A 25,275-nucleotide genomic window follows, 5' to 3' on the forward strand; every position below is an offset into this window, starting at 1 on the left:
GGCTGGGCCGCACGGGCTCGCCTGTCACCGGCCGGCCGACCCGTACGGCCTCGCCTGTCACCGGCCGGCCGGGCCGCGAAGGCACGCCGATCACCGGCCGGCCGACCCGCACAGGCCCGCCCGCTACCAGCTGGCCGGCTCGCACAGGGCCCGCCTGATGTGGGCCTTCTCGAACAGGGGTTCCTGAGCGGTCGCTTAGAATGGGGCGTCCCCACAGTCTCCACCGCCCCACTCAGCACCGCTCGGGAGCCCCGCCGTGACCGTAGAAAGCCCGCCCGCCACCGCCCTCACCCACGGCCGGCTCATCCCCGTCACCGTCCACTTCGACGACCTCGACGCCCTCGGCATGCTGCACAACGCCCGCTACCCGCTCCTCGTCGAGCGCGCCTGGACCGAGCTGTGGCAGGAGCACGGAGTCCGCTTCGACGGCGACTGGGCAAGCGCCGGCGACGCCTGCAACGTCGTGAAGGAACTGCTGATCAGCTACGAGGCACCGGTCACCAGGCCGGGCGCCTACGCCGTCCACCTGTGGCTCGACCGGCTGGGTAACACCGGCCTGACCTACGGCTTCCGGTTCTGCTCGGCGGACGGCGAGGCGACGTACGCGACCGGCACCCGGGTACTGGTCCGGCTGGACGCCGAGACGCTGCGCCCCGCGCCCTGGAGCGACGCGTTCAGAGCTGCCGGTCGGGCACTGCTGCGCTCGGGGCGCTGACCTTCGGGCGGTCCCGGTCCCCGGTGCGCAGCACGCCCGCGAAGACCACCAGCCCGCCCGCCAACGCCGTCACCAGGCAGAACGACACCACCAGGCTCGTCGCCTGCGCGACCCCACCGATCAGACTCGGCGCGATCAGCCCCGAGGTGTAGGTGATCGTCGCCACGCCCGCGATGGCCTGGCTCGGGTTGGGTCCGTTGTGACCCGCCGCGGCGAAGCAGAGCGGGACGACCACGGCGATGCCGAGACCGAGCAGCGCGAAGCCGCCCATCGCCAGTGCCGGGCCGTCCGCGACGACGATCAGCAGCCCGCCGCACACGGCGAGAACCCCACCCGCGCGGACCGTGCGCACCGAGCCGAAGCGGTTCACCACCGCGTCGCCCACCAGCCGGGCCACCGCCATCGTCAGCATGAAACCGGTCGTCGAGGCCGCCGCCAGCCCGGCCGACGTGCCCAACTGGCCGTGCAGGTACACCGCCGACCAGTCCAGGCTGGCCCCCTCCGCGAACACCGCGCAGAAGCCCACCGCGCCGATGAGCAGCGCCGACCGGGGCGGCAGCGTGAACCGGGGCGGCGCCTCCTCCTCCACCCCCGGCTGGATGTCGAGCACCCAGCGGCAGGCGGTCACGCCGAGCAGGGTGAGGATCACGGCCGCGATGAGATGGTGCACGCGCGCGTCAGAGCCGAGATGCGCGGCTAGTGTGCCGCCCGCCGAACCGATCAGGGCGCCCGCGCTCCACATGCCGTGCAGGCTCGACATGATCGACTTGTCGAGGAGGCGCTCGATCTCGACGCCGAGCGCGTTCATCGCCACGTCGGCCATGCCCGCGCTCGCGCCGTACGTGAACATCGCCAGGCACAGGGTGACCAGGTTCGGCGCGAGGGACGGCAGCACCAGGGACATCGTCCACAGCGAGATCAGCCCGCGCAGCGCCGTACGGCTGCCGAAGCGGTGCGTGATCCAACCGGCCAGCGGCATCGAGCAGGAGGCGCCGAACGCCCCGAAGGCGAGCGCGAAACCGAGCCAGCCGGCGGCGACGTGCGCGTGCTCCTGGATCCACGGCACCCGGGTCGCGAACGAACCGGTGACCGCGCCGTGCACGGTGAAGACGGCCGCCACGGCGTACCGGGCGCGCTTCACCTCGTGTCGGTCGTAGACCACTTCGCTCATCTGTCCGGCCCCTTCTGCTGTTCAGGTCCCCTGTTCCGATCCCCATCCCCACTCGCGTCGCGTAAACTATCAGGAACCCTGCCTGATAGATAGAGAATTACCGGCCGCCCGCCGCACCCCCTCGATCTGGGAGGATTCCCGGCATGCCCGCATCCCCGAGCACCGCCCGGGCCATCAACGACCGGCTCGCCCTGCGACTGCTGCAGCGCGAAGGCCCGCTGACGGCAGGGCAGTTGAAGCAGCTCACCGGACTGTCCCGGCCCACCGTCGCCGACCTCGTCGAACGCCTCACGGCCTCCGGACTGATCGAGATGGTCGGCGAGTCGGGGGAACAACGGCGCGGCCCGAACGCCCGGTTGTACGGCATCGTCGCCGACCGCGCGTACCTCGCCGCGCTGGATGTCCGCCTGGAGGGCGTCTCCGTGCTCGTCTCCGACCTGCTGGGCCGGGTACTTGCCGAGGCGTCGGTACCGATCGGCGGCGACACGGGGACCGGACCCGCGGTCGAGCAGGCGGTGGCGCTGGTGGAACGGGCCGCGAAGGAGGCGGGTGCGGAGCACCTGCACACGGTCGGCATCGGCGCACCCGGCCTGATCGACCCGGCGAGCGGCGAACTCCGCGACACCACAGGCCTGCCCGCATGGCACCGCCGCCTGGTCGCCGCCCTCCAGGAACGGCTTCCCGACACCCGCCTCATCGTCGAGAACGAGACCAACCTCGCCGCCCTGGCGGAACAGCGCGACGGCGCCGCCCGCGACCGGGACACCTTCGTACTCCTCTGGCTCGGCATGGGCATCGGCGCCGCGGTCGTCCTGGACGGCGCGCTGCGCCGGGGAGCGTCCGGGGGCGCGGGCGAGCTCGGCTTCCTGCCGGTGCCGGGCACGAGGGGGCTGCCGTCGGCGACGGACTGCGAGGGGGGCTTCCATTCGCTGGCCGGGGCGGGTGCGGTGGTGGAACTGGCCCGGGAACACGGGGTGTTGGCCGGAGTCCCGGAGGGGGAGTCGACGGCGGCGGAGGTGGTGCGGCGAGCGGTGGCGGCGGTGCCCGACGCCCCCGCTCTCCGCTTCCTGGACGCTCTGGCCGACCGGCTCGCACTGGGCGTCGCGTCCGTGGTCGCCCTGTTGGACCCGGGATGCGTGGTCCTGGGCGGAGAGGTCGGGCAAGCAGGCGGCGACGAACTCGCCGCACGGGTGGCCGTGCGCGTCGGCCGGATGTCACCGCTGCCCGCGGAGGTACGACCGAGCGCCCTCGGCGGCGGCGCCGTCCTGCGCGGTGCGCTGCTGACCGCGCAGGACGGCGCGCAGGACGAGTTGTTCGCACCGCCGGAGAGCTAGGGCCTGTTCCGAGTCCTGTTCAGTCCGTCGGGACCCAGTCGAAGTCGTCTGCGGGGTCCCGGGCCGGGGAGAACCAGCGCAGGTAGGGGTCGGCCAGGCCGAGCAACTGGTCATGGCGTCGATCGGCGCCGCGCAGGCTGGCTCCCACCAGGTACAGGGAGTTGCGCCGAGCGAGCGGGCCGCGCAGAGCGACGACGTCGAGTCCGGTGGTCGCCAGCAGTCCGGGCGCCTCCGCGAAAACCCATGCCACCGGGCGCCGTTGAGCGGCTTCCCGGAGTTGTGCGACGAAGGCGGTACGAGCCTGGGCGGTGAGATAGCTGAGCAGCGAAGCGGTGAACACGACCACCGGCTCGCGGCCCGGCAGTTCGCCGAGTATCCGAGCGGTGTCCGTGGCCGCGTCGCCCGTCACCACACGCGCAGCCGAGGTGGCGGCGGCGAGGTCGACGGCGCCCCGCAGAGTCGCGAGTTCCTCGATGTGCTCGGGCCAGACGAAGGCTTCCAGCCAGGCACGGGCATCGGGGTCGGACAGGTCGATCGGACGTTGGTCGATGCCGAGTCGCCGGGTTATCGGCGGTGCTGTCCGGAGGATGCCGGTGCCGGACGCGCCCCGGACCTCGCAGGACACGACGACCGAGGAGGCACTGGTCGTGGACGACACTTCGCCGTCGAGGCGGTAGTCGTAGTGGTCGAACAGCAGGTTGAGCCCGGCGCTGGCGCCGACTTCGGCAAAGGCGACGGGACCCGGCCAGTGGCGCTGGACGTGGTCGACGCCGACGCGCAGGGCGACGCAGCGGCGGATCTCGTTGGTCTGGGTGGATCGCTCCGACAGCAGGCGAGCCAGTTCGTCGCGGTGCCGGCGGCAGAAGGCGGAGAGCGCCGGCACCAGTCGGTCGTCGACCGCTCTGTGCCCACCGTGGATCGGATAGTAGGCGGCCAACTCCGAGCCTCGGCGTGATGCGAGAAGCAGGTTCACCGCGGCGAAGAAGAGACTCGGCCGGCGCTGCTCCTCCGGTGTGTCGAGAAGCAGGCCGAGAAGGCCGTCGTCACCCGCGACGCCTTCGCTGAGGGCCTCGTACACCGGGGAGCGGCCGGCGCTCTGGGTGGCGCCGAAGAACCGGAACAGCCGGCGGAGCCGTTCAGCTTCCACAGCTGTCCCGGGCCGCTCGTGTCGTGCCTCAGTCACAGCGTGACCCGCACTCGCCCGGTCAGCCCTGCCGTCCTTCCCCCAGCCGCCCCGCCAGATACTCCTCGAACGTCCCCTTCTCCACCGCTCGCTCCGGCGCGAGGTGCCCGCCCGCGCGGAACGCCCGGAACGTCCTGCCCGGCAGCCGTAGGCCCATCACCAGCCGTCGCCGTCCCGTGGCCTTCAGATACGCGCGGGCCAACGAGTCGAACGTCCGCACCTCCGGTCCGCCCATGTCCGCCACGCGCCCCGCGGGAGCGGCCGTCGCCAACTCGACCAGCCTGTCCGCGACTTGGGACACGTCGATCGGCTGGTCCCGCAGACCGGCCGGGAGCACCATCACATGCGGCTTGGCCAGCGTCTTGAACAGCATGAACAGCAGATCGTGGAACTGTGTCGCGCGCAGCACGGTCCAGCCGAGCCCCGACTCCTCGACCAGCTTCTCGACGGCGAGCTTGGACTTGTAGTAGCCGAACGGCACTTGGTCGACGCCGACGATCGAGATGTGGACGAGATGACCCACACCGGCCCGCCGCGCCGCCGCGAGCAGGTTCGTGGCCGCCCGTTCGTCCCCGCGGTACGCGCTCGCGCAGTGCACGATCGTGTCGACTCCCGCGACGGCCGCGTCGAGGCCGCTCCCGCCCGTGCGCAGATCGACGGCGTAGGGCTGCGCGTGCCGGCTGAGCACCCGCACCTCGTGCCCGTCCGCCCGCAACCGCTCGGTGACGAGCCGGCCGAGGTTTCCGGTGCCGCCGGTCACGAGGATCGTGGTCATGCTGTTCAGCCCCTTCGGACGCCGGGCGCACCGGGGTTGGCGCGCCCTCCGCCAGCTAGGACGGAACAGCCCCCGGCGAATGTGACAACGGCCCGCGAACACCCGCCATATCCACTACGCCCCCGCGAGCTGACGCCCTATGAAGCCCAGCTTGTCCGGATTCACCACCGTCCGGACCTGCGCGATCAGCCCGGCGCGCAGCTCGAACACGAGCACGCCGACCAGCCGGTCACCCTCCCAACCGGCAAGCGCGCTCTCCCCGTTGACCTCGGTGACCGCGAAGTCCAGGCCGGTCGCCCACCGGTCCACCACGCCGACCAGGAACCGTACGACCTTCTCCCGCCCCTCGATCGGCCGCCGGGCCGCGCTGACCCTGCCGCCGCCGTCGCTCCACCAGGTCACATCGGTGGCGAGCAGCTTCTCCAGGCCGGCCAGATCGCCCTCGCGGGCTGCCGTGATGAACGACCTGACCAGTTCCTCCTGATGCCGGGGTGCGGCGTCGAAGCGCGACCCGGGCTCACCCACCCGCTGCACCGCCCGCCGGTACAGCTGACGGCAGTTGGCCTCGGTGAGGTCCAGTACGCCGGCGATCTCGCGATGGCCGTAGGCGAACGCCTCCCGCAGCACGTACACGGCGCGCTCGGTGGGCGTGAGCCGCTCCAGCAGCACCAGCATCGCCATGGATACGGCGTCCCGCTGCTCGGCCGACTCGATGGGGCCGAGCGTGCCGCCCGCGGTGATCACGGGTTCCGGCAGCCAGGTTCCGACGTACTGCTCGCGGCGGACCCTGGCCGAGGTCAGCCGGCTGAGGCAGAGATTGGTGACGACCTTGGCGAGCCAGGCCCCGGGGTGCTCGATCCCGGTCCGCTCGGCCGCGTCGAACCGCAGATAGGCGTCCTGGACCGTGTCCTCGGCCTCGTCCGCGGAGCCGAGCATGCGGTAGGCCAGGCCGAACAGACGTGGTCGGTGCGCCTCGAACTCGTCGGCGGTCGTCATCGTTTCAGCCTGCCAGACGGCACGCCACGTGCTCTGAGTGGCCCGGCGGTGGGCAAGGGCCGTCGTCACCACCGCCGGACCGGTACATGGGCATCCCGTCCGGAGTCTCCGAGATCCAGAAAGGACTAGACCAGATGATCCAGCAGGTGAGGGCCTGTTGAAAAGTCCAGCGGCACTGTCTGTGAGCCAGCACACACCGTTCACCTGGATGGACCCTTGCAGGGCGTGGCACACTTGCCGTGTACCAGAAGCAGCGCACTCCGGGGTCGGTGAAAGTCCGAACCGGCGGTTACAGTCCGCGACCCGTCCGCTTCCAGCGGCCGGTTGACCAGGTGAAATTCCTGGACCGACGGTTAAAGTCCGGATGGGAGGCAGTGCGCGGCGGGCGGGCATTTATGCGCGCCGCCGTATTGGCTCGTCCTGTGTGGACGGGTTCTGTCCGGCGTCACTCAAGGTGCTTCCGTTCGTTTCATTCTGTCGTCTTCGACAGGCCCCGGAGTCCGTGCCCCTATGTGGCAGGAGGACCCGGGAAGTGTTCACCGGAATCGTCGAAGAGCTGGGTGAGGTCACCGCCGTCGAGAGTCTCGACGACGCCTCCCGCTTTCGTCTGCGCGGCCCGATCGTCACCGAGGGCGCGAAGCACGGCGACTCCATCGCCGTGAACGGCGTCTGTCTCACCGTCGTCGAGCACGAGGGTGACGAGTTCACCGCCGACGTCATGGCCGAGACCCTGAACCGCTCCAGCCTCGGCGTCCTCGCCGTCGGCTCCCGCGTCAACCTCGAACGCCCCATGGCCCTCGGCGCCCGCCTCGGCGGACACATCGTGCAGGGCCATGTCGACGGCACCGGCGCGGTGTTGGAGCGCAAGCCGTCCGAGAACTGGGAGCTCGTCAAGATCTCCCTCCCGGCCGACCTCACGCGCTACGTCGTAGAGAAGGGCTCCATCACCGTCGACGGCATCAGCCTCACCGTCGTCGACGCGGGCCCGGACTACTTCACGGTCAGCCTCATCCCCACCACCCTCGACCTGACCACGCTGGGCCTCAAGCAGCCCGGCGACCCGGTCAACCTCGAAGTGGACGTCATCGCCAAGTACGTCGAGCGGCTCATGGGCTCGCGCGAGGTGACCCCGTGAACTGGCTCAACTCCGAGGCCTTCGTCCTGTTCGGCCAGCACATCAAGTGGTCGGACATGATCGGCAACGTCGTCGGCCTGATCGCTCTGGCCTTCGGCTGGCGGCGTTCGATCTGGAGCTGGCCCACCCAGTTCGTCTCCGGCGTGATCCTCTTCGCGGCCTTCGCCACCGCCCACCTCTCCGGCAGCGCCGGCAAGCAGATCGTCGTCATGGTCGTCGCGGTCTACGGCTGGTGGCAGTGGAACCGCGGCCAGGGCGGCTCCGCCGACGGCCACATCACCCCCCGCTTCGCCACCTGGCGCGAACGCGCGATCCTGGTCGGCGCCGCCGCCGTGGGAACGGTCGCGGTCGCCGCCCTCTTCAAGGCGTACCCGTCCCTGTCCTGGGACCCGTGGCCCGACGCCTACATCTTCGTCGGCACCATCGTCGCGATGTACGCCCAGGCCCGCGGCATGGTCGAGTTCTGGTTCGCCTGGCTCCTCGTCGACCTCGTCGGCGTCCCTCTCAACTTCGCCAACGGCTTCGCCTTCTCCGGCTTCGTCTACGTCATCTACGGCGCACTCGTCCTGTGGGGCATGCGCGACTGGTGGCTGCGCTCCCGCAAGGCCCCGCAGCCCGTCCTGGAAGGAGCGCCGGCATGACAGCGGCACCGATCCTCTACAGCACAGACGGTTTCGAGGACTTCTCGCTCGACCCGGTCGAGCAGGCCATCGCCGACATCGCGGCCGGCCGCCCGGTCGTGGTCGTCGACGACGAGGACCGCGAGAACGAGGGCGACCTCGTCATCGCCGCCGAGAAGGCCACCCCCGAGATCATCGCCTTCATGATGAGCGAGTGCCGGGGCCTCATCTGCGCGCCCATGGAGGGCGACGAGCTGGACCGGCTCCGGCTCCCGCAGATGGTCGAGGACAACACCGAGTCGATGAAGACCGCCTTCACCGTCTCCGTGGACGCGTCCGCCGCCCACGGTGTGACCACCGGTATCTCGGCCGCCGACCGCGCGACCACGCTCCGGCTTCTCGCGAGCGGCACCGTCGAGGCCGACGACCTCGTCCGCCCCGGCCACGTCTTCCCGCTGCGCGCCAGGACCGGCGGTGTGCTGGTCCGCAACGGCCACACCGAGGCAGCCGTCGACCTCGCCCGCCTCGCGGGACTGCGCCCGGCCGGCGCGATCGTCGAGATCGCCGGCGAGGACGGCCGTATGCTCCGCCTCCCCGAACTGATCCCGTTCGCCCGCAAGCACGGCCTGACGATCATCTCCATCGAGGACCTGATCGCCTACCGGCAGACCGCCGAACCCACCGTCCGCCGCGAGGCCGAGGTCCAACTCCCCACCCGCCACGGCCAGTTCACGGCCTTCGGCTACCGGTCCACCGTCGACGGCGTCGAGCACGTCGCCCTAGTCCACGGCGAGATCGGCGACGGCGAGGACGTCCTGGTCCGCGTCCACTCCGAGTGCCTCACCGGCGACGTCTTCCACTCCCTGCGCTGCGACTGCGGCCCCCAGCTGGAGACCTCCCTGGAGCGCATCCAGGAGGAGGGCAGGGGAGTGGTGGTCTACCTGCGCGGCCACGAGGGGCGCGGCATCGGCCTGCTCTCCAAGCTCCGGGCCTACGAACTCCAGGAGCGCGGCCGGGACACCCTCGACGCCAATCTCGAACTCGGCCTGCCCGCCGACGCCCGGGACTACGGCGCAGGCGCACAGATCCTGGAGGACCTCGGCGTCCGCAGCCTGCGCCTGATGACCAACAACCCGGACAAGACCGACGCGCTCGTCCGGCACGGCCTCAAGGTCACCGGCCGCGAGCCGATGCCGATACAGGCGGGCGAGCACAACCTCCGCTACCTGCGCACCAAGCGGGACCGCATGGGCCACGACCTGCCCTGGCTGGACACGGCCCCCGTGTCCACCTGCGGCAACCAGTAAGACACCTTCAGAAGTCACCGAGGAGACAAGAGAACGTGAGCGGCAAGGGCGCACCGGAACTGTCCGTACGCAACGTCGGAGACCTGCGGGTCGCCGTCATCGCGGCGCAGTGGCACGAAAAGGTGATGGACGGTCTGGTGGACGGCGCCCTGCGCGCCCTGCACGACCTGGGGATCGATGAGCCGACCCTGCTCCGGGTCCCCGGCAGCTGGGAACTCCCGGTCGTGGCAAAGGTGTTGGCGGGCCGGGGCTACGACGCGATCGTCGCCCTCGGTGTCGTCATCCGGGGCGGCACCCCGCACTTCGAGTACGTGTGCCAGGGCGTCGTCCAGGGTCTCACCCAGGTCTCGGTCGAGACCGGCGTCCCCGTCGGCATGGGCGTCCTGACCTGCGACACCGAGGAGCAGGCCCTGGACCGGGCCGGCCTGGAGGGCTCGAACGAGGACAAGGGGCACGAGGCGGTGACGGCGGCCGTCGCGACGGCGGCCACCCTCCGCTCAGTATCTGAACCCTGGCGATGAGGTGTGCCCGCAACTCTGTAGTGTTGGGACATCATGTCCAATAAGACGTTCGAGGAGCTCTTCACCGAGCTCCAGCAGAAGGCCGCCACCGGCGACCCCGCCACTTCCCGCACCGCAGAGCTGGTCGGCAAGGGCGTCCATGCCATCGGCAAGAAGGTCGTCGAAGAGGCCGCCGAGGTCTGGATGGCCGCCGAGTACGAGGGCAAGGAGGCGGCTGCCGAGGAGATCTCGCAGCTGCTCTACCACGTCCAGGTGATGATGGTCGCCCGCGGAATCTCGCTGGACGACGTCTACGCCCACCTGTAGAAACACCTTCAGAACCGTTTGAGACAGTTCACCCCTTTTCACGCGAAGGAAGCCGACCTCATGCTGCGCATCGCCGTCCCCAACAAGGGTTCCCTGTCAGGACCTGCGGCGGACATGCTGCATGAGGCCGGCTACCAGCAGCGCCGGGAGTCCAAGGAACTGCGGATCGTCGACCCGGTCAACGAGGTCGAGTTCTTCTATCTCCGCCCCCGCGACATCGCGATCTACGTCTCCTCCGGCCGCCTCGACATCGGCATCACCGGGCGCGACCTGCTGATCGACTCCGCCGCGAGCGCCGAGGAGATCCTCCCGCTCGGCTTCGCCCGCTCCACGTTCCGCTTCGCCTCCAAGCCCGGCGAGGCGAGCAGCATGGAGGACCTCAAGGGCAAGACGGTCGCCACCTCGTACGAGGGGATCGTCGCCGGGCACCTCGCCGACAACGGCATCGACGCCTCCGTCGTCCACCTCGACGGCGCCGTGGAAACGGCCATCGAGCTGGGTGTCGCCGAGGTCATCGCGGACGTCGTCGAGACCGGCACCAGCCTGCGCAACGCGGGCCTTGAGGTCTTCGGCGACCCCATCATGAAGTCCGAGGCCGTCGTCATCCGCCGCAAGGGCGCCGAGGTCGAGGAACCGAAGGTCCAGCAGTTCCTGCGCCGTCTCCAGGGCGTCCTGGTCGCCCGGACGTACGTGATGATGGACTACGACTGCCGCGTCGAGCAGCTGGAGAAGGCCGTCGCGCTCACCCCCGGCCTGGAGTCCCCGACCGTCTCCCCGCTGCACAACGAGGGCTGGGTCGCCGTCCGCGCGATGGTCCCCGCCAAGGAAGCCCAGCGGATCATGGACGACCTGTACGACATCGGCGCCCGGGCCATCCTGACGACGGCCATCCACGCCTGCCGTCTCTGAGGAACACACCGAAGAACACGCCGAGGACCACGCCGATCATGTCCGAACTCCCTGCCCTGCCGGTCACGTTCCGGCCGGGCCGCACCCGTGCCGTGCTGCTCACCGCGGGCACCGCGATCTTCGTCGTCATCACGACCGTCGCGCTGCTCCTGGAGCAGCTCGGCCCGGGGGAGAAGCTCAGCTTCGTCTTCACCGGTGCCCTTCTCTTCGCCGTGCTGGCCCTGCTCGCGCGCGTGAAGGTCGTCGCCGACGAGTCCGGTGTCACCGTCGTGAACATCGCCGGCAGGCGCCATCTGGAGTGGGCCGAGATCCTCCAGGTGAACCTTCGCCCCGGCGACCCCTGGGTGTTCCTCAACCTCAGCGACGGCACCAGCCTCCCCGTGCTCGGCATCCAGCCCGGCATCGCCAAGGAGCGGGCCATCGCCGACGCGCGCACTTTGCGGGCGCTCACCGAGGCCCACTCGACAAGGGATCTGCCGTAGATGGCCATGTCTTGATTAATCTGTTGTCGGTGGCGTTTTTCGTCGCGCCTCCGCCACTGATGCTCCCCCCGGTCTTCAGAGGCCCCCTGCTACCCGAGGAGTGACTCCCTCCAGCGATGGACGGATCGTCCTGTAGTACCTGCGCCGCCCCCTCCCGACATATCGAGGCGGCGGCATGACCATCCCCTTGTTGCTCCTCGGAGCGGCGATCCTGCTGATTCTGGCCAACGGCTTCTTCGTCGCGGCCGAGTTCGGGCTCGTCACCGTGGAGCGTCCCGAGGCCGAGAAGGCCGCCGCCGAGGGCGACCGACGGGCCGCCACGGTCGTCGAGTCGCTCAAGGAGCTGTCCTTCCAGCTCTCCGGCACCCAGCTCGGCATCACCATCACCTCCCTGGTCGTCGGCATGCTCGCCGAACCGGCCCTGGCACAGCTGCTGCACGGCCCGTTCAGCGCGATCGGCATCCCCGAGGGCGCCGTCTCCGGTGTCGCCGTGGTCGTCGGCATGCTGCTGGCCTCCGCCGTGCAGATGGTGATCGGCGAACTCGTGCCCAAGAACTGGGCGGTGTCGCGGCCCTTGCAGGTCGCGCGCTTCGTCGCCGCACCGCAGCACGCCTTCGCCCGCCTGTTCCGCCCGGTGATCGCCGCGCTGAACACCGTCGCCAACCGGCTCGTCCGCGCGCTGGGCGTCGAGCCCACCGAGGAGCTGGCCTCCGCCCGCACCCCCGGTGAACTCGTCTCCCTGGCCCGGCACTCGGCGCAGGCCGGCACGCTGGAGCAGGACACCGCCGATCTCTTCGTACGGACGCTGTCGCTGGGCGAGTTGACCGCGCAGCACGTCATGACCCCACGCGTGAAGGTCAGCGCGCTGCAGTCGTCGGCGACCGCCGAGGACGTGGTCAACCTGACCCGCGCCACCGGTCTGTCCCGCTTCCCCGTCTACCGCGAGAAGATCGACGAGATCGTCGGCATGGTCCACCTCAAGGACGCGCTGGCCGTGCCCTCGCACGCCCGGCTCCGCACCCCCGTCACCAGCATCGCCAAGTCTCCGGTGCTGGTCCCCGAGACCCTGCCCGTCCAACCCCTCCTGGCCCGGCTGCGCAGCGAGCAGCCGATCGCCGTCGTCGTCGACGAGTACGGCGGTACGGCCGGTGTGGTCACCCTGGAGGACATCGTCGAGGAACTCGTCGGCGAGGTCCGCGACGAACACGACGGCCAGGACGTACCCGAACTCGCCGCAGTCCCACCGGAGGACGGCAAGCCGGCCTGGGACGCGGACGGCAGCTGCCGCGTCGACATCCTCCAACGCATAGGCCTCGACGTCCCCGAGGGACCGTACGAGACCGTCGCCGGACTGGTCGCCGACCTCCTCGGCCGCATCCCCGCCCCCGGCGACAAGGCCGAACTCCCAGGCTGGCGGCTCTCGGTGCGCCAGGTCGGCCACTACCGCGCCGAGCGTGTCCGCCTGGTCCGCACGGCTCCCGCCGCCAACGCCATGGAGGCGGCCCGATGACCGTCCTCCAACTCCTCTTCGCCGTACTCCTGGTACTCGCCAACGGCTTCTTCGTCGGCGCCGAGTTCGCCCTGGTCTCCGTCCGCCGCAGCCAGATCGAACCCCTCGGCACGGCCCGCGCCCGCCAGGTCCTCTACGGCCTTGAGCGGCTGCCCCAGATGATGGCCGCGGCCCAATTCGGCATCACCGTCTGCTCGTTGACGCTCGGCGCGGTCGCCGAGCCGACGGTCGCGCACGTACTGGAGCCGGTCTTCGAGTGGATGCACCTGCCCGAGGGCATGATCCACCCCCTCGGCTACGTCCTCGCGCTCGCCGCCGTGGTCTTCTTCCACCTCGTCATCGGCGAGATGGTCCCGAAGAACCTCGCGATGGCCGCGCCGGAGAAGGCCGCGATGTGGCTCAGCCCCGGCCTGGTCGCCTTCGCCCGGATCTGCAGGCCGATCACCGTGGCCCTCGGCGCCGTCGCCCAGGGCATCCTGCGGCTCTTCCACGTCGAGCCCAAGGACGAGGTCGAGGCCGTCTTCACCAGCGAACAGCTCAACCGCCTGGTGGAGGACTCGGGACAGGCCGGCCTCCTCGACCCCGAGGAGCAGGAACGCCTGGAGGACGCCCTTGAGTTGGGCTCCCGCCCGGTCACGGACGTCCTGCTGCGCCGCGAGAACCTGGTCACGGTCAGCCCCTCGGTCACCCCGGGCGAGATCGTCGCCCTCACCGCCCGCACCGGCTACTCCCGCTTCCCGATCGCCGCGGAGACCGGTGCCTTCATGGGTTACCTGCACGTGAAGGACGTACTCGACCTGGAGGAGTCCGAACGAGCGGTCCCGCAGCAGATCTGGCGCCCCATGACGACGCTACGATCCGAACTCCCCCTGGACGACGCCCTGACGGTGATGCGCAGGGCGGCCACACATCTGGCCCAGGTCGCCGACGCGTCCGGCAAGGTGCTCGGCCTGGTCGCCCTGGAGGACGTACTGGAGTTGCTGGTGGGCGAGGTGACGGACCCGGCCCACCGGGAGGTTCCGGCACAGCCGAGGGCGGCGGAACTGAAGGAAACGGTACCGAGCTGACGGTACTTGATTGACGCAGATCCCCCGTGCCCACCTAAGGGGCGCGGGGAACTGCGCGACAAGCCCCCACCGGCCCGCAGCCGCGAAGAAACAGATCCACCCGACCCAGTGCGTACCGCTCAGCCCCCAGCAGGGCCCCGCCCCGACAACACCTCTCCATACGCCTGCATCAGATCCGGCAACCGCAGAGTCGACAGATCATCCCGCGACAACATCCCGGGATACACCGACAACCGCAGATCCCGGTACGCGCAGCTCTTCTCGTACAGGGTCCGCAGGAACCGCCCGTTCCCGAGCTCGTCGATCCACCCCTGATCCACCACATGCCCGGCGATGGACCGCAGCTCGTCCAACGCCTCCTCGTCCCACACGTCCCCGTTCTCCGCCGCCAACACCTCCCCGATGGAGGTGAGTTCAAGCGGACGGTACGACGGAAAGTCGACGCGGGTCGTGAAGCGGGACGACAGCCCCGGGTTGGCGGCCAGCAGCCGGTCCATGCCCTCGGGGTAGCCGGCCAGTATCACCACCAGGTGGTCGCGGTTGTCCTCGGCCCGCTTCAGCAGCACCTGCAAGGCCTCGTCGCCGTACGCGTCGCCCTTGCCGTAACCGGAGTTGGAGAGCGAGTAGGCCTCGTCGACGAAGAGGACGCCGCCGATCGCGGAGTCGATCAACTCGTTGGCTTTCACGGCCGTCTGGCCGAGGTACTCGCCGACCAGGTCGGCCCGCTGCGCCTCGACGAGATGGTCGCCGCCGAGCAGCCCGAGCGCGTAGAAGACGCGGCCGAGTATGCGGGCCACGGTCGTCTTGCCGGTGCCCGAGGGGCCGGAGAAGACGAAGTGCCGTTTCGGCGGCTGGACCGGCAGACCCTGCCCGGCACGCAGCCGCGCCATGTTCAACTGGGCGGACAGCGCCTTGACCTGTCGCTTCACCGGCTCCAACCCCACCATGCGCTCCAGCTCGTTGAGCGCCTCCTCCAACAGGACGGGGTCGGTGGGACCGGTGGGCAGCGGCGGGACGGGCACCGAGGTCTTCTCGCGCACCGAGTCGGTGGCCGAGGGCAGCGGACCGGTCGGCGGGAGACCGGGCTCCGACAGCTTCAGATCGCGTCCCTCGGCGCCGAACAGCGGATCGAGCCCGTCGGGCCCCTCCAGCGCGTCCTGCCCGCCGGAGAGCGTGATCGCCGCGAGGTCGGTCACGTCCTCGGAGCCGTCGTACCCGTCGGAGTCGGTGATCGCGGCGAGCCGCGCCGAGGTGTCCATGAACGCCGGGTCGACGCGGTGCACCGCCCGGTACAGAGGGAGCGCGGCGGCGCTGCGGCCGGTGCCCTCGTGGGCCCGCGCCAGCCAGTACCGCAACTCCTTGCGCTGCGGCTGTTCGCTGCGACAGCGCATCAGCGCGGAGGAGAGGAGGGGCTCGGCCTGGCCGTACATCTCAAGCCGTACCCGGGCCATGCCGCCGAACAACCCCGCCTCGATGCCAAGGAGTTGGTCGTTCAGCAGCGGATCGGTGTGCCGGACCAGCTGCTCCCAGTCCTTGACCAGATAGGCGCGGCAGGCGTGCAGGAAGCGGACCTGGTGGTCGGTGTCGACGGGCGGCAGTCCGGCCAACGCGCGGTCCAGCTCGGGCACATGGCGGCCGTCCAGCCAGTGCGAGGCGTGCGCGAGCAGCAGATCGCGCGGGCTCTCCAGCACGGGCTGGACCCACCAGCCCAGCCAGTACCAGGAGTTGAGCGTGCGGCGGTGTCTGGTGCGCTGTTCCCCGAAGCGTTCCCGGTGCCGGTACATCCGCAGCAGCGCGGTCGTCGTGTCGACGCGCAGCGCGTGCAGTCCGAGCCAGCCGTCGGCCATCCCGGGATCCATCCGTACCGCGGTGCGGAACTCCTCCTCCGCCTGCGGATAAGCGCCCATCGTGTAGGCGTCCACGCCTCGCAGCCACGCGAGGTCGGCCGGGGCCTCGGGGCCCTGCGTGCCGAAGTCCATCACGTCCCCCCACAAACCGTGCCCCCGCTTGATTCACCGCCGGGCCGGCGCCCGTCGGCAGTCTGGGTCGAACCGCTGTGCCGCGGACGGGAGTTGCCATGGTGCGCGAAGCAGCCGTCCGTTGGTCGCACCCTGGGCATCGTACCTGCGGGGGAGTCGCCCATCGAAGGGTGCCGCACAGGCCGTTTGGCGAGGTGGGAGCAGATGGGGCGCACTCGGGGTGGTGACCCAGGGTGAGCGAATCACGGCTCGTAGCGGCCGGAAACGGGGCTGGGAGCAGAACGAAGCCCCCGATCACGGGGGAACAACCGGGGGCTTCGCGACTCTGGGCGGCTCCGAACGGCCGCACATTCAGAACGTAAGACCTGTACGGCCCCTGGGTCAAGCCGAGTTGAGGCACTCAGGGAAGTTCCCGTATGACGGTCTTCACAAGTTCAGCACACTGCGGGCGGTTCGTCACCGTGGGTGATTTCGTGGTCCGGTCCAACTGTCCCGCAGGGCCCCGGCAGTACCTCGTACCCCTTCATCAACTGCCGTACCAGGAAGTCCGCGTACGGTCGCGAAGGGTCCTCGGTGAAGTGTTCGCGTTCCGCCTCGACCCACCCGTCCCAGAAGTCCCGTTGCTCTCTCCCGTCCCGCAGTCGTCCCCGTGCCCAGGACTCCTCCCGGGGCAGCTCCATCCACAGCAGCCGCGCGAGAAACGGGCGTACCGCCCGGCGTCCGGCGCCGACACCCTCGATCAGGACCACGGGCGCGGGCGGCAGCGCGCGGGGTGTGCCGAAGCGTCGGGTGTGCCAGTCGTAGGGGGCGTAGTGCGCGGTCCCGCCGTCGCCGAGTGGTGTGATCACCTGGCTCCGCAGCCGGTCGGTCCAGCCGAACAGTTCGTCGTGGGTGGCGAGGTCGTCCAGGTGCACCACGGGTGCCCCGCCCAGGGCCGCGGCCAGCCGCGCGGCGAACGTGGACTTCCCGGACCCCGCGTGCCCGTCGACACCGACGAGCCGGACCGGGCCACAGGACGGGGGCAGGCGGCGGAGCCGGTGGGCGAGGTCGCGCATGAGGGGTCCCGGGAGGTCGTGGGCTGATGCCGCAGGTCGCCCCGGCATTCTACGGAGCGGCGGGCTGCGCCCCAGGTCATGCCAGTGGTCGAGACCAATATTGGTGGGCGTGACATGGCCCGTGGTGCTGGCAGGGGTGTGCCGCCGACGTACATAGTTGGCGCACGACCGTGCAGTGGATCTGTCCCGACTCGGAACACCTGGGGGTCTTCCGCATATGAGCAGAGCCGAACATCCGTCCCGCAGAACAGTCCTGGCCGCGGCTGTCGGCGCCGCCGTGGCGAGCGGCACGGGCCCCGCGGCTGCCGACACCACGACCGTCGCCGACGTCGCCGATTCCGACCGGGGCCCGGCCTTGACCCCCACGGTCGACAATCACGCGTGGACCACCTACGCCGACTGGTGCCGCGGTGCCGCCCAGGGCACCCGGGCCGTCCCGGGCCCCCGCCCAGGCCTCGTCATCGGCACCGCCCTCGGCAGCGTCGACTACACGGACCCGCACACCGGCAGGACGGCCGCCTGGGAGTACGCGACCTGGACATCCCCCGTCCACACGCTCTCCGTCCCCGCGACGGAGACCATCGCCTCCTGGAACGCGGACACCCCCGCCGGCACCTGGATCCAGGTCGAACTGCACGGCACGTACTCCGACGGCACGGACACCCCCTGGTACGTGATGGGCCGCTGGGCCGCAGGCGACCAGGACATCAAGCGGACCTCCGTCGACGACCAGAAGGACGGCAGGTCGGCCGTCTGGACGGACACCTTCGCGATCGACGACGCGACCACGGGTCTGCGCCTGACGTCGTACCGCCTGCGCCTGACCCTCTACCGCAAGCCCGGCACCGAGCTCACCCCCACGGTGTGGCGGCTCGGCGCGATGGGCTCGGACGTCCCCGACCGCTTCACCGTCCCGGCCTCCACGCCAGGACTCGCCCAGGAGCTGATCGTCCCGCGCTACTCGCAGGAGATCCACATCGGCCAGTACCCCGAGTACGACAACGGCGGCGAGGCCTGGTGCAGCCCCACCTCCTCGCAGATGATCATCGAGTACTGGGGCGGCCGGCTCACCCCGGAGCAACTGGCCTGGGTCGACCCGGCCTACGCCGACCCGCAGGTCGACAACGCGGCCCGCTTCACCTACGACCACCAGTACCAGGGCTGCGGCAACTGGCCGTTCAACGCCGCCTACGCGGCGACGTACCAGGACCTCCAGGGCGTGGTCACCCGGCTCGGCTCGCTCACCGACCTGGAGACGCTGATCGCGGCGGGCATTCCGGCCATAACGTCACAGTCCTTCCTCGGCAGCGAACTGACGGGCGCGGGCTACGGCACCGCCGGCCATCTGATGACGGTGATCGGCTTCACCGCCGACGGCGACGTGATCGCCAACGACCCGTTCTCGCCGAGCGATCCGGCCGTGCGCCGCGTCTACAAGCGTCGCGAGTTCGAGAACATCTGGCTGCGCACCAAGCGGTACAACGCCTCCGGCAAGCTCTCCTCCGGTACGGGCGGCGTCTGTTACCTCTACTTCCCGGCGCACCCGACCGCCCGCCAGCGCGCGGCACTGGCGGCCGTGGGCGTGCGCTGACCCGGAGCCTGTGACCAAGGTCTCCGGCGCGAAAGGCGATATGGATGGCAAGGTGGACAGAACGGGGGAGTCCACCGCACATCCGACCTCTGTGAGCCACCATGACCGCACACTCAGCCGGCGCCGCGAGCGCCCGCACCCGCACCGGCGGCCCCAAGGACGACGGCCCGAAGATCGCCGAGCACATCATGGGCTGGACCCTCGTCGTGGTGATCGCGATGCTCGTGACCCAAATCGGCCTGCTGTGACCTGACGCATACGTGACCTGCCATACTGCGGTTGACCAAGCCCAGTTGGAGAGCCAGAGTCGAAATTGGAAATCAGTCAGCAGCGTGACGTCCCACGTCCCCGGGCGCGCGGTACCGAGCGTTCCTTGGCGCGCCGCGCCGAACTCATCACCATCGGCCGGAAGTTGTTCGCCGACACGTCCTACGACGCGCTGTCCATGGACGACATCGCGCGGCAGGCCCATGTCGCCAAGGGGCTGATCTACTACTACTTCCAGTCCAAGCGCGGCTACTACCTGGCGATCATCAACGACTCCGTCGCCGACCTGGTGACCTTCGCGGCGAGCGGCCTCGAACTGCCCCAACTGGACCGCGTACAGCGCACGATGGACAGCTATCTCCGCTGGGCCGAACACAACCAGGCCGCCTACCGCACCATCGTCAGCGGCGGCGTCGGCTTCGACACCGAGGTGCACGCCATCCGCGACGGCGTGCGCGCGGCCATCGTCGAGACCATCGCCGACGGGGCGTACGGCCGCAGCGACATCTCCCGCCTCGCGCGCATGGGCCTGTTCGGCTGGGTGTGCAGCGTCGAGGGAGCGACCCTGGAGTGGATCAGCGGCCCCGACCTGTCCCGCGAGACGATGCGCGAGCTCCTCGTGAAGACCCTCGGCGGCACCCTGCGCGCCATCGAGGAACTGGACCCGGCGTACCCGGCGCCGACCCCGGCCCGCAGGGACGGCTGAACAGGCGCTCCCGACCAGTTCCGGACGACCGGGTTATTCTCGAAGTAAGCGGTCGTTAACTGGTGACGAGAGACCTCCGATCGGGCATACTCACAGCGCAGAGCCGCTGGTCAGCCGCTTCCGAGACCCGGGAGCGGGAGCAGCGGCCGTACCCGTGCGATATCCGGCGCAGGCGCCTCGACCCAAGGCGTACGCCCGCCGATGTGCCCGACAGGGAGGAGAGCGTCGCCATGCCCGACCGCGCCCCGCAGCCGGTGGACCGGCAACTGCCCACGGACGAGGCCCGGGATCTGATCTCGCTGGTCCGCGACATCGCGCAGCGTGAGATCGCCCCGAAGGCGGCCGAGGAAGAGGACGCCGGACACTTCCCGCGCGAGGTCTTCACCCTGCTCTCCGAGTCCGGACTGCTCGGCCTGCCGTACGACTCCGAGTACGGCGGCGGCGACCAGCCGTACGAGGTCTATCTCCAGGTCCTCGAAGAACTCGCGGCGGCCCGCCTCACCGTCGGCCTCGGCGTCAGCGTCCACTCCCTGTCCTGCCACGCGCTCGCCAACTACGGGACCAAGCAGCAGCAGGTCGAGCACCTCCCTGCGATGCTCGGCGGCGGACTCCTCGGCGCCTACTGCCTCTCCGAACCGTCCTCCGGCTCCGACGCGGCGTCCCTGCGTACGAAGGCGGTACGGGACGGCGAGGACTGGGTGATCGACGGCACCAAGGCCTGGATCACACATGGCGGCATCGCCGACTTCTACACCGTCATGGCCCGCACCGGTGAGGACGGCCCGCGCGGGATCAGCGCCTTCCTGGTGCCCGGCGACGCGGCAGGCCTGAGCGGTGCGGTACCGGAGAAGAAGATGGGCATGAAGGGCTCGCCCACCGCCCAGGTCCACTTCGACGGCGTCCGCGTCCCCGACGAGCGCCGCCTCGGCGAGGAGGGCCAGGGTTTCGCGATCGCCCTGTCCGCGCTGGACTCCGGGCGGCTCGGCATCGCGGCCTGCGCGATCGGCCTGGCGCAGTCGGCGCTCGACGAGGCGGTGGCGTACGCGACCGGACGGCAGCAGTTCGGCCGGCCGATCTCCGACTTCCAGGGGCTGCGCTTCATGCTCGCCGACATGGCCACCCAGATCGAGGCGGGCCGGGCGCTCTACCTCGCGGCGGCCCGGCTGCGCGACGCGGGCCGGCCGTTCGCCAAACAGGCCGCCATGGCCAAGCTGCACTGCACCGACACCGCGATGAAGACCACCATCGACGCCGTCCAGGTGCTCGGCGGATACGGCTACACCGCGGACTTCCCGGTCGAGCGCTACATGCGCGAGGCCAAGGTCCTGCAGATCGTCGAGGGCACCAACCAGATCCAGCGCATGGTCATCGCCCGCCATCTAGCGGGTCCCGAAGCCCGCCGAACTGGCTGAGCCCGACCGGTGGCTCCGCCAGCCGCACCCACTCCGGGTCGTGCCGCCCCGGCAGGGTGCGGCCCCGGTCGGCCCAAGTCCGCATGAGATCACGGTAGATGGGCGGGTCCAGGGGCTGCGGCGGCGCGGGCGGAACCGATTCTGCGGCTACGGGGACGAAGAGTCGGCGCTGACGCCCGGTCGGCGCATATGTGGCGGTCATACCAAGGCAACGTAAAGGCCCGTTGACAGGTCACCGGCACGGGTAATCGAGCGTCAGTTCACCGGCGTACAGGTCTCGGCTATGGCTACCGAACGCCACCTGACGTACCGTCACCTCCACTGCCCCCAGGGGAGGTTAGCCGTGGCAGACGACCGTCCCGTGCCCCTCGACGAGTACCCCGTGCACCAGGTCCCGCTGTCCATGAAGCACGTCGCGACCGGCGACCGGAACGCCTACGACCGCTGCATCTTCCACGTCCTCGACCACGAGGGCCGCGCCTTGCTCATCCTCGGCCTCGGCGTCTACCCCAACGTCGGCGTGATCGACGCCTACGCCACCCTCCGCACCGGCGGCACACTGCACGCCGTCCGCGCCTCGGACGCCCTCGGCGACGACCGTATGCACCTCGCGGTCGGCCCGCTGCGCATCGAGGTCGAGGAACCACTGCACAGACTGCGCCTGCGCTGCGACGACAACTCCCTCTCGTGCGACCTCACTTGGACCGCTGAATTCCCCGCGCTCTGGGAACCCCACCACGTCCAGTACCGCGGCGACCGGCTCACCCTCGAAGGGCGCCGCTTCGTCCAGGCAGGCGGTGTGGAGGGCGTGATCCGCGCCGGTGACGAGGAGTTCCGGGTCACCGCCGACGGCTGGACCGGTACCCGTGACCGCAGTTGGGGCGTGCGGCCCATCCCCGGCGAGGAGGGCGGCCGGCTCGCCGCGGACCACCCGACCGAGGGCTTCCACTGGATCTGGTGCCCGGTCCGCTTCGAGGACCGCTTCCTCATGGTCGTCGTCCAGGAGGACGCCGACGGCTACCGCTCCCTGAACGAGGCGACCGTCGTCCGCCAAGGCCACCGCGACCGCCAACTCGGCTGGTCCCAGGCCGAGATCACCTACCGCCCCGGCACCCGCCACCCCGAGCGCGCCCTCGTCCACCTCGGGGACGCACGGAAACCCCAGGAACTCGAAGTCGAGATCCTGACCTCCTCACCCCTGGCGATCGGCGCCGGCTACCCACCCGCGGACGACTGGCAGCACGGCACCTGGCACGGTCGCGAGTGGCTCGACCGGCGCACCTACGACCTCACCCGGCCAACCCCGCTCGCCGCCTACGGCGTCACCGACCACGCGGCCCGCTTCCGCCTCGACGGCCAGGTGGGCCACGGCATCTTCGAACACGGCTCCTTCGGCCGCCACGACCCGAGCGGCTTCACCGGCTTCGACTCGGTTGCCCCGTAGGGGAGTTGAGGCATGGCGACGACACCCCGCCCCCACACGACCATCCGTGCCCCGGAGGAACGTGCCTGTCGTCCGACGGCGTGGTGTGAATGCCGCTTTTCCGGCGCCGCGCCCGTCGGTTTTACCGGCCTCGACGCGGTAGCACTGCAAGGGAGTTGAGACATGGCGACGGCACCCCGCCCCCGCACGACCACTCGCGACCCCGAGGAACTCGCCCACCGCCTCACCGCCTGGCTCGACACCCGCCTGCCCGGCGCCAAGGCCGTCGGCGTCACGGTCCCCGCGTCGAACGGCATGTCCAGCGAGACCCTGCTCTTCGACATCGAACACCCCGAACCACCCCTGCGTTCCTGCGCGTTGAGACTCGCGGCCGACCCGGCGGCGTACACCGTCTTCCCGGTCTACGACATGCCGCGCCAGTTCCGCACCATGCGCCTGGTCGCCGACCGCACGGACCTCCCGGTACCGGAAGTCCGCTGGCTGGAAGAGGACCCCGGCCCGCTCGGCGCCCCGTTCTTCGTCATGGAACGCGTAGCGGGACGTGTACCGCCGGACGTCATGCCCTATACGTACGAGGGCAATTGGCTGCACGCGGCGACCGACGCGGAGCGAGAGCGCCTGGAGGCCACCTCGGTCGGACTGATCGCCCGCCTGCACGACCAAGTCCCGTCGGCCGAGGCCGAGTTCCTCGCGCTCCCCGGCGAGGGCGACGCGCTCAGCCGCCACGTCGCATCCCAACGCGCCTACTACGAATGGGTCGTCGACGGACTCGCCCGCTCACCGCTCATCGAGAGCGCCTTCGAGCGGCTGACGGAACTCTGGCCGACGGACCCGGGCGAGACGGTGCTCAACTGGGGCGACGCACGCATCGGGAACATGATCTACGACGGGTTCGACCCCGTCGCCGTCCTCGACTGGGAGATGGCGGCCCTGGCCCCGCGGGAGGTCGACCTCGGCTGGACCGTCTATCTGCACCGCTTCTTCCAGGACCTCACGGCCGCCTTCGGCCAGCAGGGCCTGCCGGAGTTCTTCCGCCGGGACCGGGTGGAGGCCCGGTACGCCGAACTCACCGGCCACACCCCGCGCGACATGGACTTCTACACCCTGTACGCGGCCCTGCGGCACGCGATCGTGATGCTGCGCGTCGCCTACCGGCAGGTGCACTTCGGGGAGACGGCCGTCCCGGCGGATCCGGACACACTGATCCTGCACCACGGCAGCCTGCGGGCCATGGTGCAGGGCAGTTACTGGGGTTGAGCGAGTGCGCTCAGGCGGCGCGGCGCATGTCGGGCACCCGCATCGGGCGCGAGCTGGGGCCACCGACGTGCGAGAAGGGCTGCGTCCGCCAGTCGAGGCCCTGAGGGAGCGTCAACAGCAGCGCGGTGTCCTGCTCCTGGGGTTCCGCGGACTCGTCGGCGGACCGGGCGTCGGCCGCCTCACGACCCGTACCGGCGCAGACCGTCAGCCCGAACGGGTTCCACGGCGAGGCGCACAGCGCGTGCTCCGGCAGGACCTCCTCGTCCGCGAGGAGCGCGATGGGCTGCACGCAGTCCGGGCAGATCACCCGGTACATCTCGAAGGTGTCGTACTCGTCGAGTTCGTCGGCCTCGAAACCGTCGGGTTCGACGCCCTCCGGCTCGGACTCGACGACGAGCTGCGGCCGGTTGGGCGCGGTGCGTCCAGGGCGCTTAAGACTCTGCATGGGTTTCTCCCCCTACTGGGCTGGGCCGTGAAGGCGCTGCGGCCTCGACCACAGCAAGCACTTCCCGTCCGGTCTCCGCGGTAATCACGAGACCATCACGGAGACCGTTCGGGGCCTGTGGCGTTCGTCACATGCCGCCCGCAGATGCCCGGGGCGGCGGATTTGTCCCCAGCAGGCTCACGGGCGGCACTGCGCCACATCACGAACCGGGTATGACCTGCGCCGCTGAGGTATCGAAGGAGATCAGCCGCCATGTAAGTTCTTGCGCCATGGAGGAGCTGGACCGACAAATCGTGCAGCTGCTCGTCAAGGACGGGCGGATGAGCTACACAGACCTGGGCAAGGCCACGGGCCTGTCCACGTCGGCCGTGCACCAGCGGGTGCGCCGGCTGGAGCAGCGTGGCGTCATCCGCGGTTATGCCGCGGTCGTCGACCCGGAGGCGGTGGGCCTGCCCATGACCGCCTTCATCTCGGTGAAACCGTTCGACCCCAGCGCCCCCGACGACATCGCGGAGCGCCTCTCCGGCGTCCCCGAGATCGAGGCCTGCCACAGCGTCGCCGGCGACGAGAACTACATCCTCAAGGTGCGGGTCTCCACCCCGCACGAACTGGAGGAACTGCTGGCCCGGCTGCGCGGCCTGGCCGGGGTCTCCACCCGGACCACGGTGGTGCTGTCGACGCCCTACGAGGCCCGCCCGCCGCGCATCTGACCGACCTGCGTGCGGGACGGCGCAGGTGAGGCGCGAGACTGTTCCCCATGAGTGAGCGCACCCCCGAGCCGACGACCGTCCTGCTCCGCCGCGGCGAAGTCCACAGCCCCGCCGACCCGTTCGCGACCGCGATGGTCGTGGAGCGCGGCCAGGTCGCCTGGGTCGGCTCCGAGGGCGCCGCCGACGCGTTCGCGGACGGTGTCGACGAGGTGGTCGACCTGGACGGCGCGCTGGTCACCCCGGCGTTCACCGACGCACACGTGCACACCACCGCCACCGGCCTCGCGCTGACCGGCCTCGACCTCTCCGACGCGCCCTCTCTGGAGACGGCCCTGTCCCTGGTCCGGGACTTCGCCGCCGCCCGCCCGGCCGACCGCG

27 protein-coding genes and 1 riboswitch are annotated in these 25,275 nt (G+C 70.4%); of the genes, 20 read left to right on the forward strand and 7 right to left on the reverse strand.

What is annotated here, in order from left to right; translation table 11 throughout:
* Positions 1-187: hypothetical protein (locus R6V09_RS13650; protein WP_317881662.1), on the forward strand; the 187-nt coding region annotated here is incomplete at its 5' end.
* Positions 188-256: 69 nt separating this feature from the next.
* Positions 257-715 carry an acyl-CoA thioesterase gene (locus tag R6V09_RS13655; RefSeq protein WP_317881663.1) on the forward strand — a complete coding sequence of 153 codons (459 nt, stop codon included), beginning with the start codon at positions 257-259 and terminating at the stop codon, positions 713-715.
* Here R6V09_RS13655 and R6V09_RS13660 read toward each other — a convergent pair.
* The gene (locus R6V09_RS13660) at positions 675-1,886 is read right to left on the reverse strand and encodes an MFS transporter (protein ID WP_317881664.1); all 1,212 of its coding nucleotides are present in this window, start codon (positions 1,884-1,886) and stop codon (positions 675-677) included. The genes R6V09_RS13655 and R6V09_RS13660 overlap by 41 nt on opposite strands.
* Positions 1,887-2,029: 143 nt before the next feature.
* Between R6V09_RS13660 and R6V09_RS13665 the strand changes: the two genes are divergently transcribed.
* A complete protein-coding gene (locus tag R6V09_RS13665) occupies positions 2,030-3,220 on the forward strand; it encodes an ROK family transcriptional regulator (RefSeq protein ID WP_317881665.1) in 1,191 nt (396 codons plus the stop codon).
* A 19-nt stretch (positions 3,221-3,239) separates the two neighbouring features.
* On the opposite strand, the gene R6V09_RS13670 is transcribed toward R6V09_RS13665, so the two are convergent.
* The 3 genes from R6V09_RS13670 to R6V09_RS13680 all read right to left on the reverse strand — a co-directional run bounded on the left by R6V09_RS13670 (position 3,240) and on the right by R6V09_RS13680 (position 6,174).
* Positions 3,240-4,367 carry a DUF2332 domain-containing protein gene (locus R6V09_RS13670; protein ID WP_317881666.1) on the reverse strand — a complete coding sequence of 376 codons (1,128 nt, stop codon included), beginning with the start codon at positions 4,365-4,367 and terminating at the stop codon, positions 3,240-3,242.
* A 58-nt stretch (positions 4,368-4,425) separates the two neighbouring features.
* Positions 4,426-5,178: an SDR family oxidoreductase gene (locus R6V09_RS13675; protein ID WP_317881667.1), complete on the reverse strand. Its 753-nt coding sequence runs from the start codon at positions 5,176-5,178 to the stop codon at positions 4,426-4,428.
* 114 nt (positions 5,179-5,292) lie between these two features.
* Positions 5,293-6,174, reverse strand: coding sequence for an RNA polymerase sigma-70 factor (locus R6V09_RS13680; RefSeq protein WP_317881668.1), 882 nt, complete (start codon positions 6,172-6,174; stop codon positions 5,293-5,295).
* 251 nt (positions 6,175-6,425) lie between these two features.
* A riboswitch (FMN riboswitch) is annotated at positions 6,426-6,556 on the forward strand.
* Positions 6,557-6,706: 150 nt separating this feature from the next.
* On the opposite strand from R6V09_RS13680, the gene R6V09_RS13685 reads away from it, so the two are divergent.
* The 9 genes from R6V09_RS13685 to R6V09_RS13725 all read left to right on the forward strand — a co-directional run bounded on the left by R6V09_RS13685 (position 6,707) and on the right by R6V09_RS13725 (position 14,031).
* A complete protein-coding gene (locus tag R6V09_RS13685) occupies positions 6,707-7,309 on the forward strand; it encodes a riboflavin synthase (protein ID WP_200683822.1) in 603 nt (200 codons plus the stop codon).
* The gene (locus R6V09_RS13690) at positions 7,306-7,950 is read left to right on the forward strand and encodes a nicotinamide mononucleotide transporter family protein (RefSeq protein WP_317881669.1); all 645 of its coding nucleotides are present in this window, start codon (positions 7,306-7,308) and stop codon (positions 7,948-7,950) included. The genes R6V09_RS13685 and R6V09_RS13690 overlap by 4 nt, the downstream gene beginning before the upstream one ends.
* Positions 7,947-9,236 (forward strand): bifunctional 3,4-dihydroxy-2-butanone-4-phosphate synthase/GTP cyclohydrolase II, encoded by a 1,290-nt coding sequence (locus R6V09_RS13695; protein WP_317881670.1) that lies wholly within the window; start codon positions 7,947-7,949, stop codon positions 9,234-9,236. Before R6V09_RS13690 ends, R6V09_RS13695 begins: the two co-directional genes overlap by 4 nt.
* Positions 9,237-9,271: 35 nt before the next feature.
* On the forward strand, positions 9,272-9,757 hold the full coding sequence (gene ribH, locus R6V09_RS13700; RefSeq protein WP_019059681.1) for a 6,7-dimethyl-8-ribityllumazine synthase: 486 nt from the start codon (positions 9,272-9,274) through the stop codon (positions 9,755-9,757).
* A gap of 33 nt (positions 9,758-9,790) precedes the next feature.
* Positions 9,791-10,063, forward strand: a complete 273-nt coding sequence (locus R6V09_RS13705) for a phosphoribosyl-ATP diphosphatase (protein WP_018534786.1) — start codon at positions 9,791-9,793, stop codon at positions 10,061-10,063.
* Between the two features lie 60 nt (positions 10,064-10,123).
* Positions 10,124-10,972, forward strand: coding sequence for an ATP phosphoribosyltransferase (gene hisG, locus R6V09_RS13710; protein ID WP_317881671.1), 849 nt, complete (start codon positions 10,124-10,126; stop codon positions 10,970-10,972).
* Positions 10,973-11,010: 38 nt separating this feature from the next.
* Positions 11,011-11,454: a PH domain-containing protein gene (locus R6V09_RS13715; protein ID WP_317881672.1), complete on the forward strand. Its 444-nt coding sequence runs from the start codon at positions 11,011-11,013 to the stop codon at positions 11,452-11,454.
* Between the two features lie 175 nt (positions 11,455-11,629).
* Positions 11,630-12,964, forward strand: coding sequence for a hemolysin family protein (locus tag R6V09_RS13720; protein ID WP_317881673.1), 1,335 nt, complete (start codon positions 11,630-11,632; stop codon positions 12,962-12,964).
* Entirely contained in the window at positions 12,961-14,031 is a 1,071-nt protein-coding gene (locus tag R6V09_RS13725; RefSeq protein ID WP_317881674.1) for a hemolysin family protein, read from the forward strand. The genes R6V09_RS13720 and R6V09_RS13725 overlap by 4 nt, the downstream gene beginning before the upstream one ends.
* A gap of 119 nt (positions 14,032-14,150) precedes the next feature.
* Here the strand turns inward: R6V09_RS13725 and R6V09_RS13730 are convergent, their stop codons facing one another.
* A complete protein-coding gene (locus tag R6V09_RS13730; RefSeq protein WP_317881675.1) occupies positions 14,151-16,010 on the reverse strand; it encodes an AAA family ATPase in 1,860 nt (619 codons plus the stop codon).
* 434 nt (positions 16,011-16,444) lie between these two features.
* On the reverse strand, positions 16,445-17,065 hold the full coding sequence (locus R6V09_RS13735; protein WP_317881676.1) for a uridine kinase family protein: 621 nt from the start codon (positions 17,063-17,065) through the stop codon (positions 16,445-16,447).
* A 217-nt stretch (positions 17,066-17,282) separates the two neighbouring features.
* Between R6V09_RS13735 and R6V09_RS13740 the strand changes: the two genes are divergently transcribed.
* From R6V09_RS13740 to R6V09_RS13765, 6 genes are all read left to right on the forward strand, one after another.
* Complete coding sequence (locus tag R6V09_RS13740) at positions 17,283-18,656, forward strand: peptidase C39 family protein (RefSeq protein ID WP_317881677.1); 1,374 nt, start codon at positions 17,283-17,285, stop codon at positions 18,654-18,656.
* 101 nt (positions 18,657-18,757) lie between these two features.
* On the forward strand, positions 18,758-18,904 hold the full coding sequence (locus R6V09_RS13745; RefSeq protein ID WP_317881678.1) for an SCO1431 family membrane protein: 147 nt from the start codon (positions 18,758-18,760) through the stop codon (positions 18,902-18,904).
* Between the two features lie 65 nt (positions 18,905-18,969).
* Positions 18,970-19,629: a TetR/AcrR family transcriptional regulator gene (locus R6V09_RS13750; protein ID WP_317881679.1), complete on the forward strand. Its 660-nt coding sequence runs from the start codon at positions 18,970-18,972 to the stop codon at positions 19,627-19,629.
* A 230-nt stretch (positions 19,630-19,859) separates the two neighbouring features.
* Positions 19,860-21,041, forward strand: coding sequence for an acyl-CoA dehydrogenase family protein (locus R6V09_RS13755; protein WP_317881685.1), 1,182 nt, complete (start codon positions 19,860-19,862; stop codon positions 21,039-21,041).
* A 343-nt stretch (positions 21,042-21,384) separates the two neighbouring features.
* Positions 21,385-22,485: a hypothetical protein gene (locus R6V09_RS13760; RefSeq protein WP_317881680.1), complete on the forward strand. Its 1,101-nt coding sequence runs from the start codon at positions 21,385-21,387 to the stop codon at positions 22,483-22,485.
* Between the two features lie 162 nt (positions 22,486-22,647).
* On the forward strand, positions 22,648-23,742 hold the full coding sequence (locus R6V09_RS13765) for a phosphotransferase family protein (RefSeq protein ID WP_317881681.1): 1,095 nt from the start codon (positions 22,648-22,650) through the stop codon (positions 23,740-23,742).
* A gap of 10 nt (positions 23,743-23,752) precedes the next feature.
* Here R6V09_RS13765 and R6V09_RS13770 read toward each other — a convergent pair whose 3' ends face one another.
* Positions 23,753-24,187, reverse strand: a complete 435-nt coding sequence (locus R6V09_RS13770) for a hypothetical protein (protein ID WP_317881682.1) — start codon at positions 24,185-24,187, stop codon at positions 23,753-23,755.
* Between the two features lie 269 nt (positions 24,188-24,456).
* On the opposite strand from R6V09_RS13770, the gene R6V09_RS13775 reads away from it, so the two are divergent.
* Both R6V09_RS13775 and R6V09_RS13780 read left to right on the forward strand, forming a co-directional pair.
* Positions 24,457-24,897 (forward strand): Lrp/AsnC family transcriptional regulator, encoded by a 441-nt coding sequence (locus R6V09_RS13775; RefSeq protein WP_317881683.1) that lies wholly within the window; start codon positions 24,457-24,459, stop codon positions 24,895-24,897.
* Positions 24,898-24,944: 47 nt separating this feature from the next.
* The coding region (locus R6V09_RS13780; RefSeq protein WP_317881684.1) for an amidohydrolase family protein at positions 24,945-25,275 on the forward strand (331 nt) is incomplete at its 3' end.

This window comes from Streptomyces sp. W16, assembly GCF_033194735.1.
GTDB lineage: Bacteria > Actinomycetota > Actinomycetes > Streptomycetales > Streptomycetaceae > Streptomyces.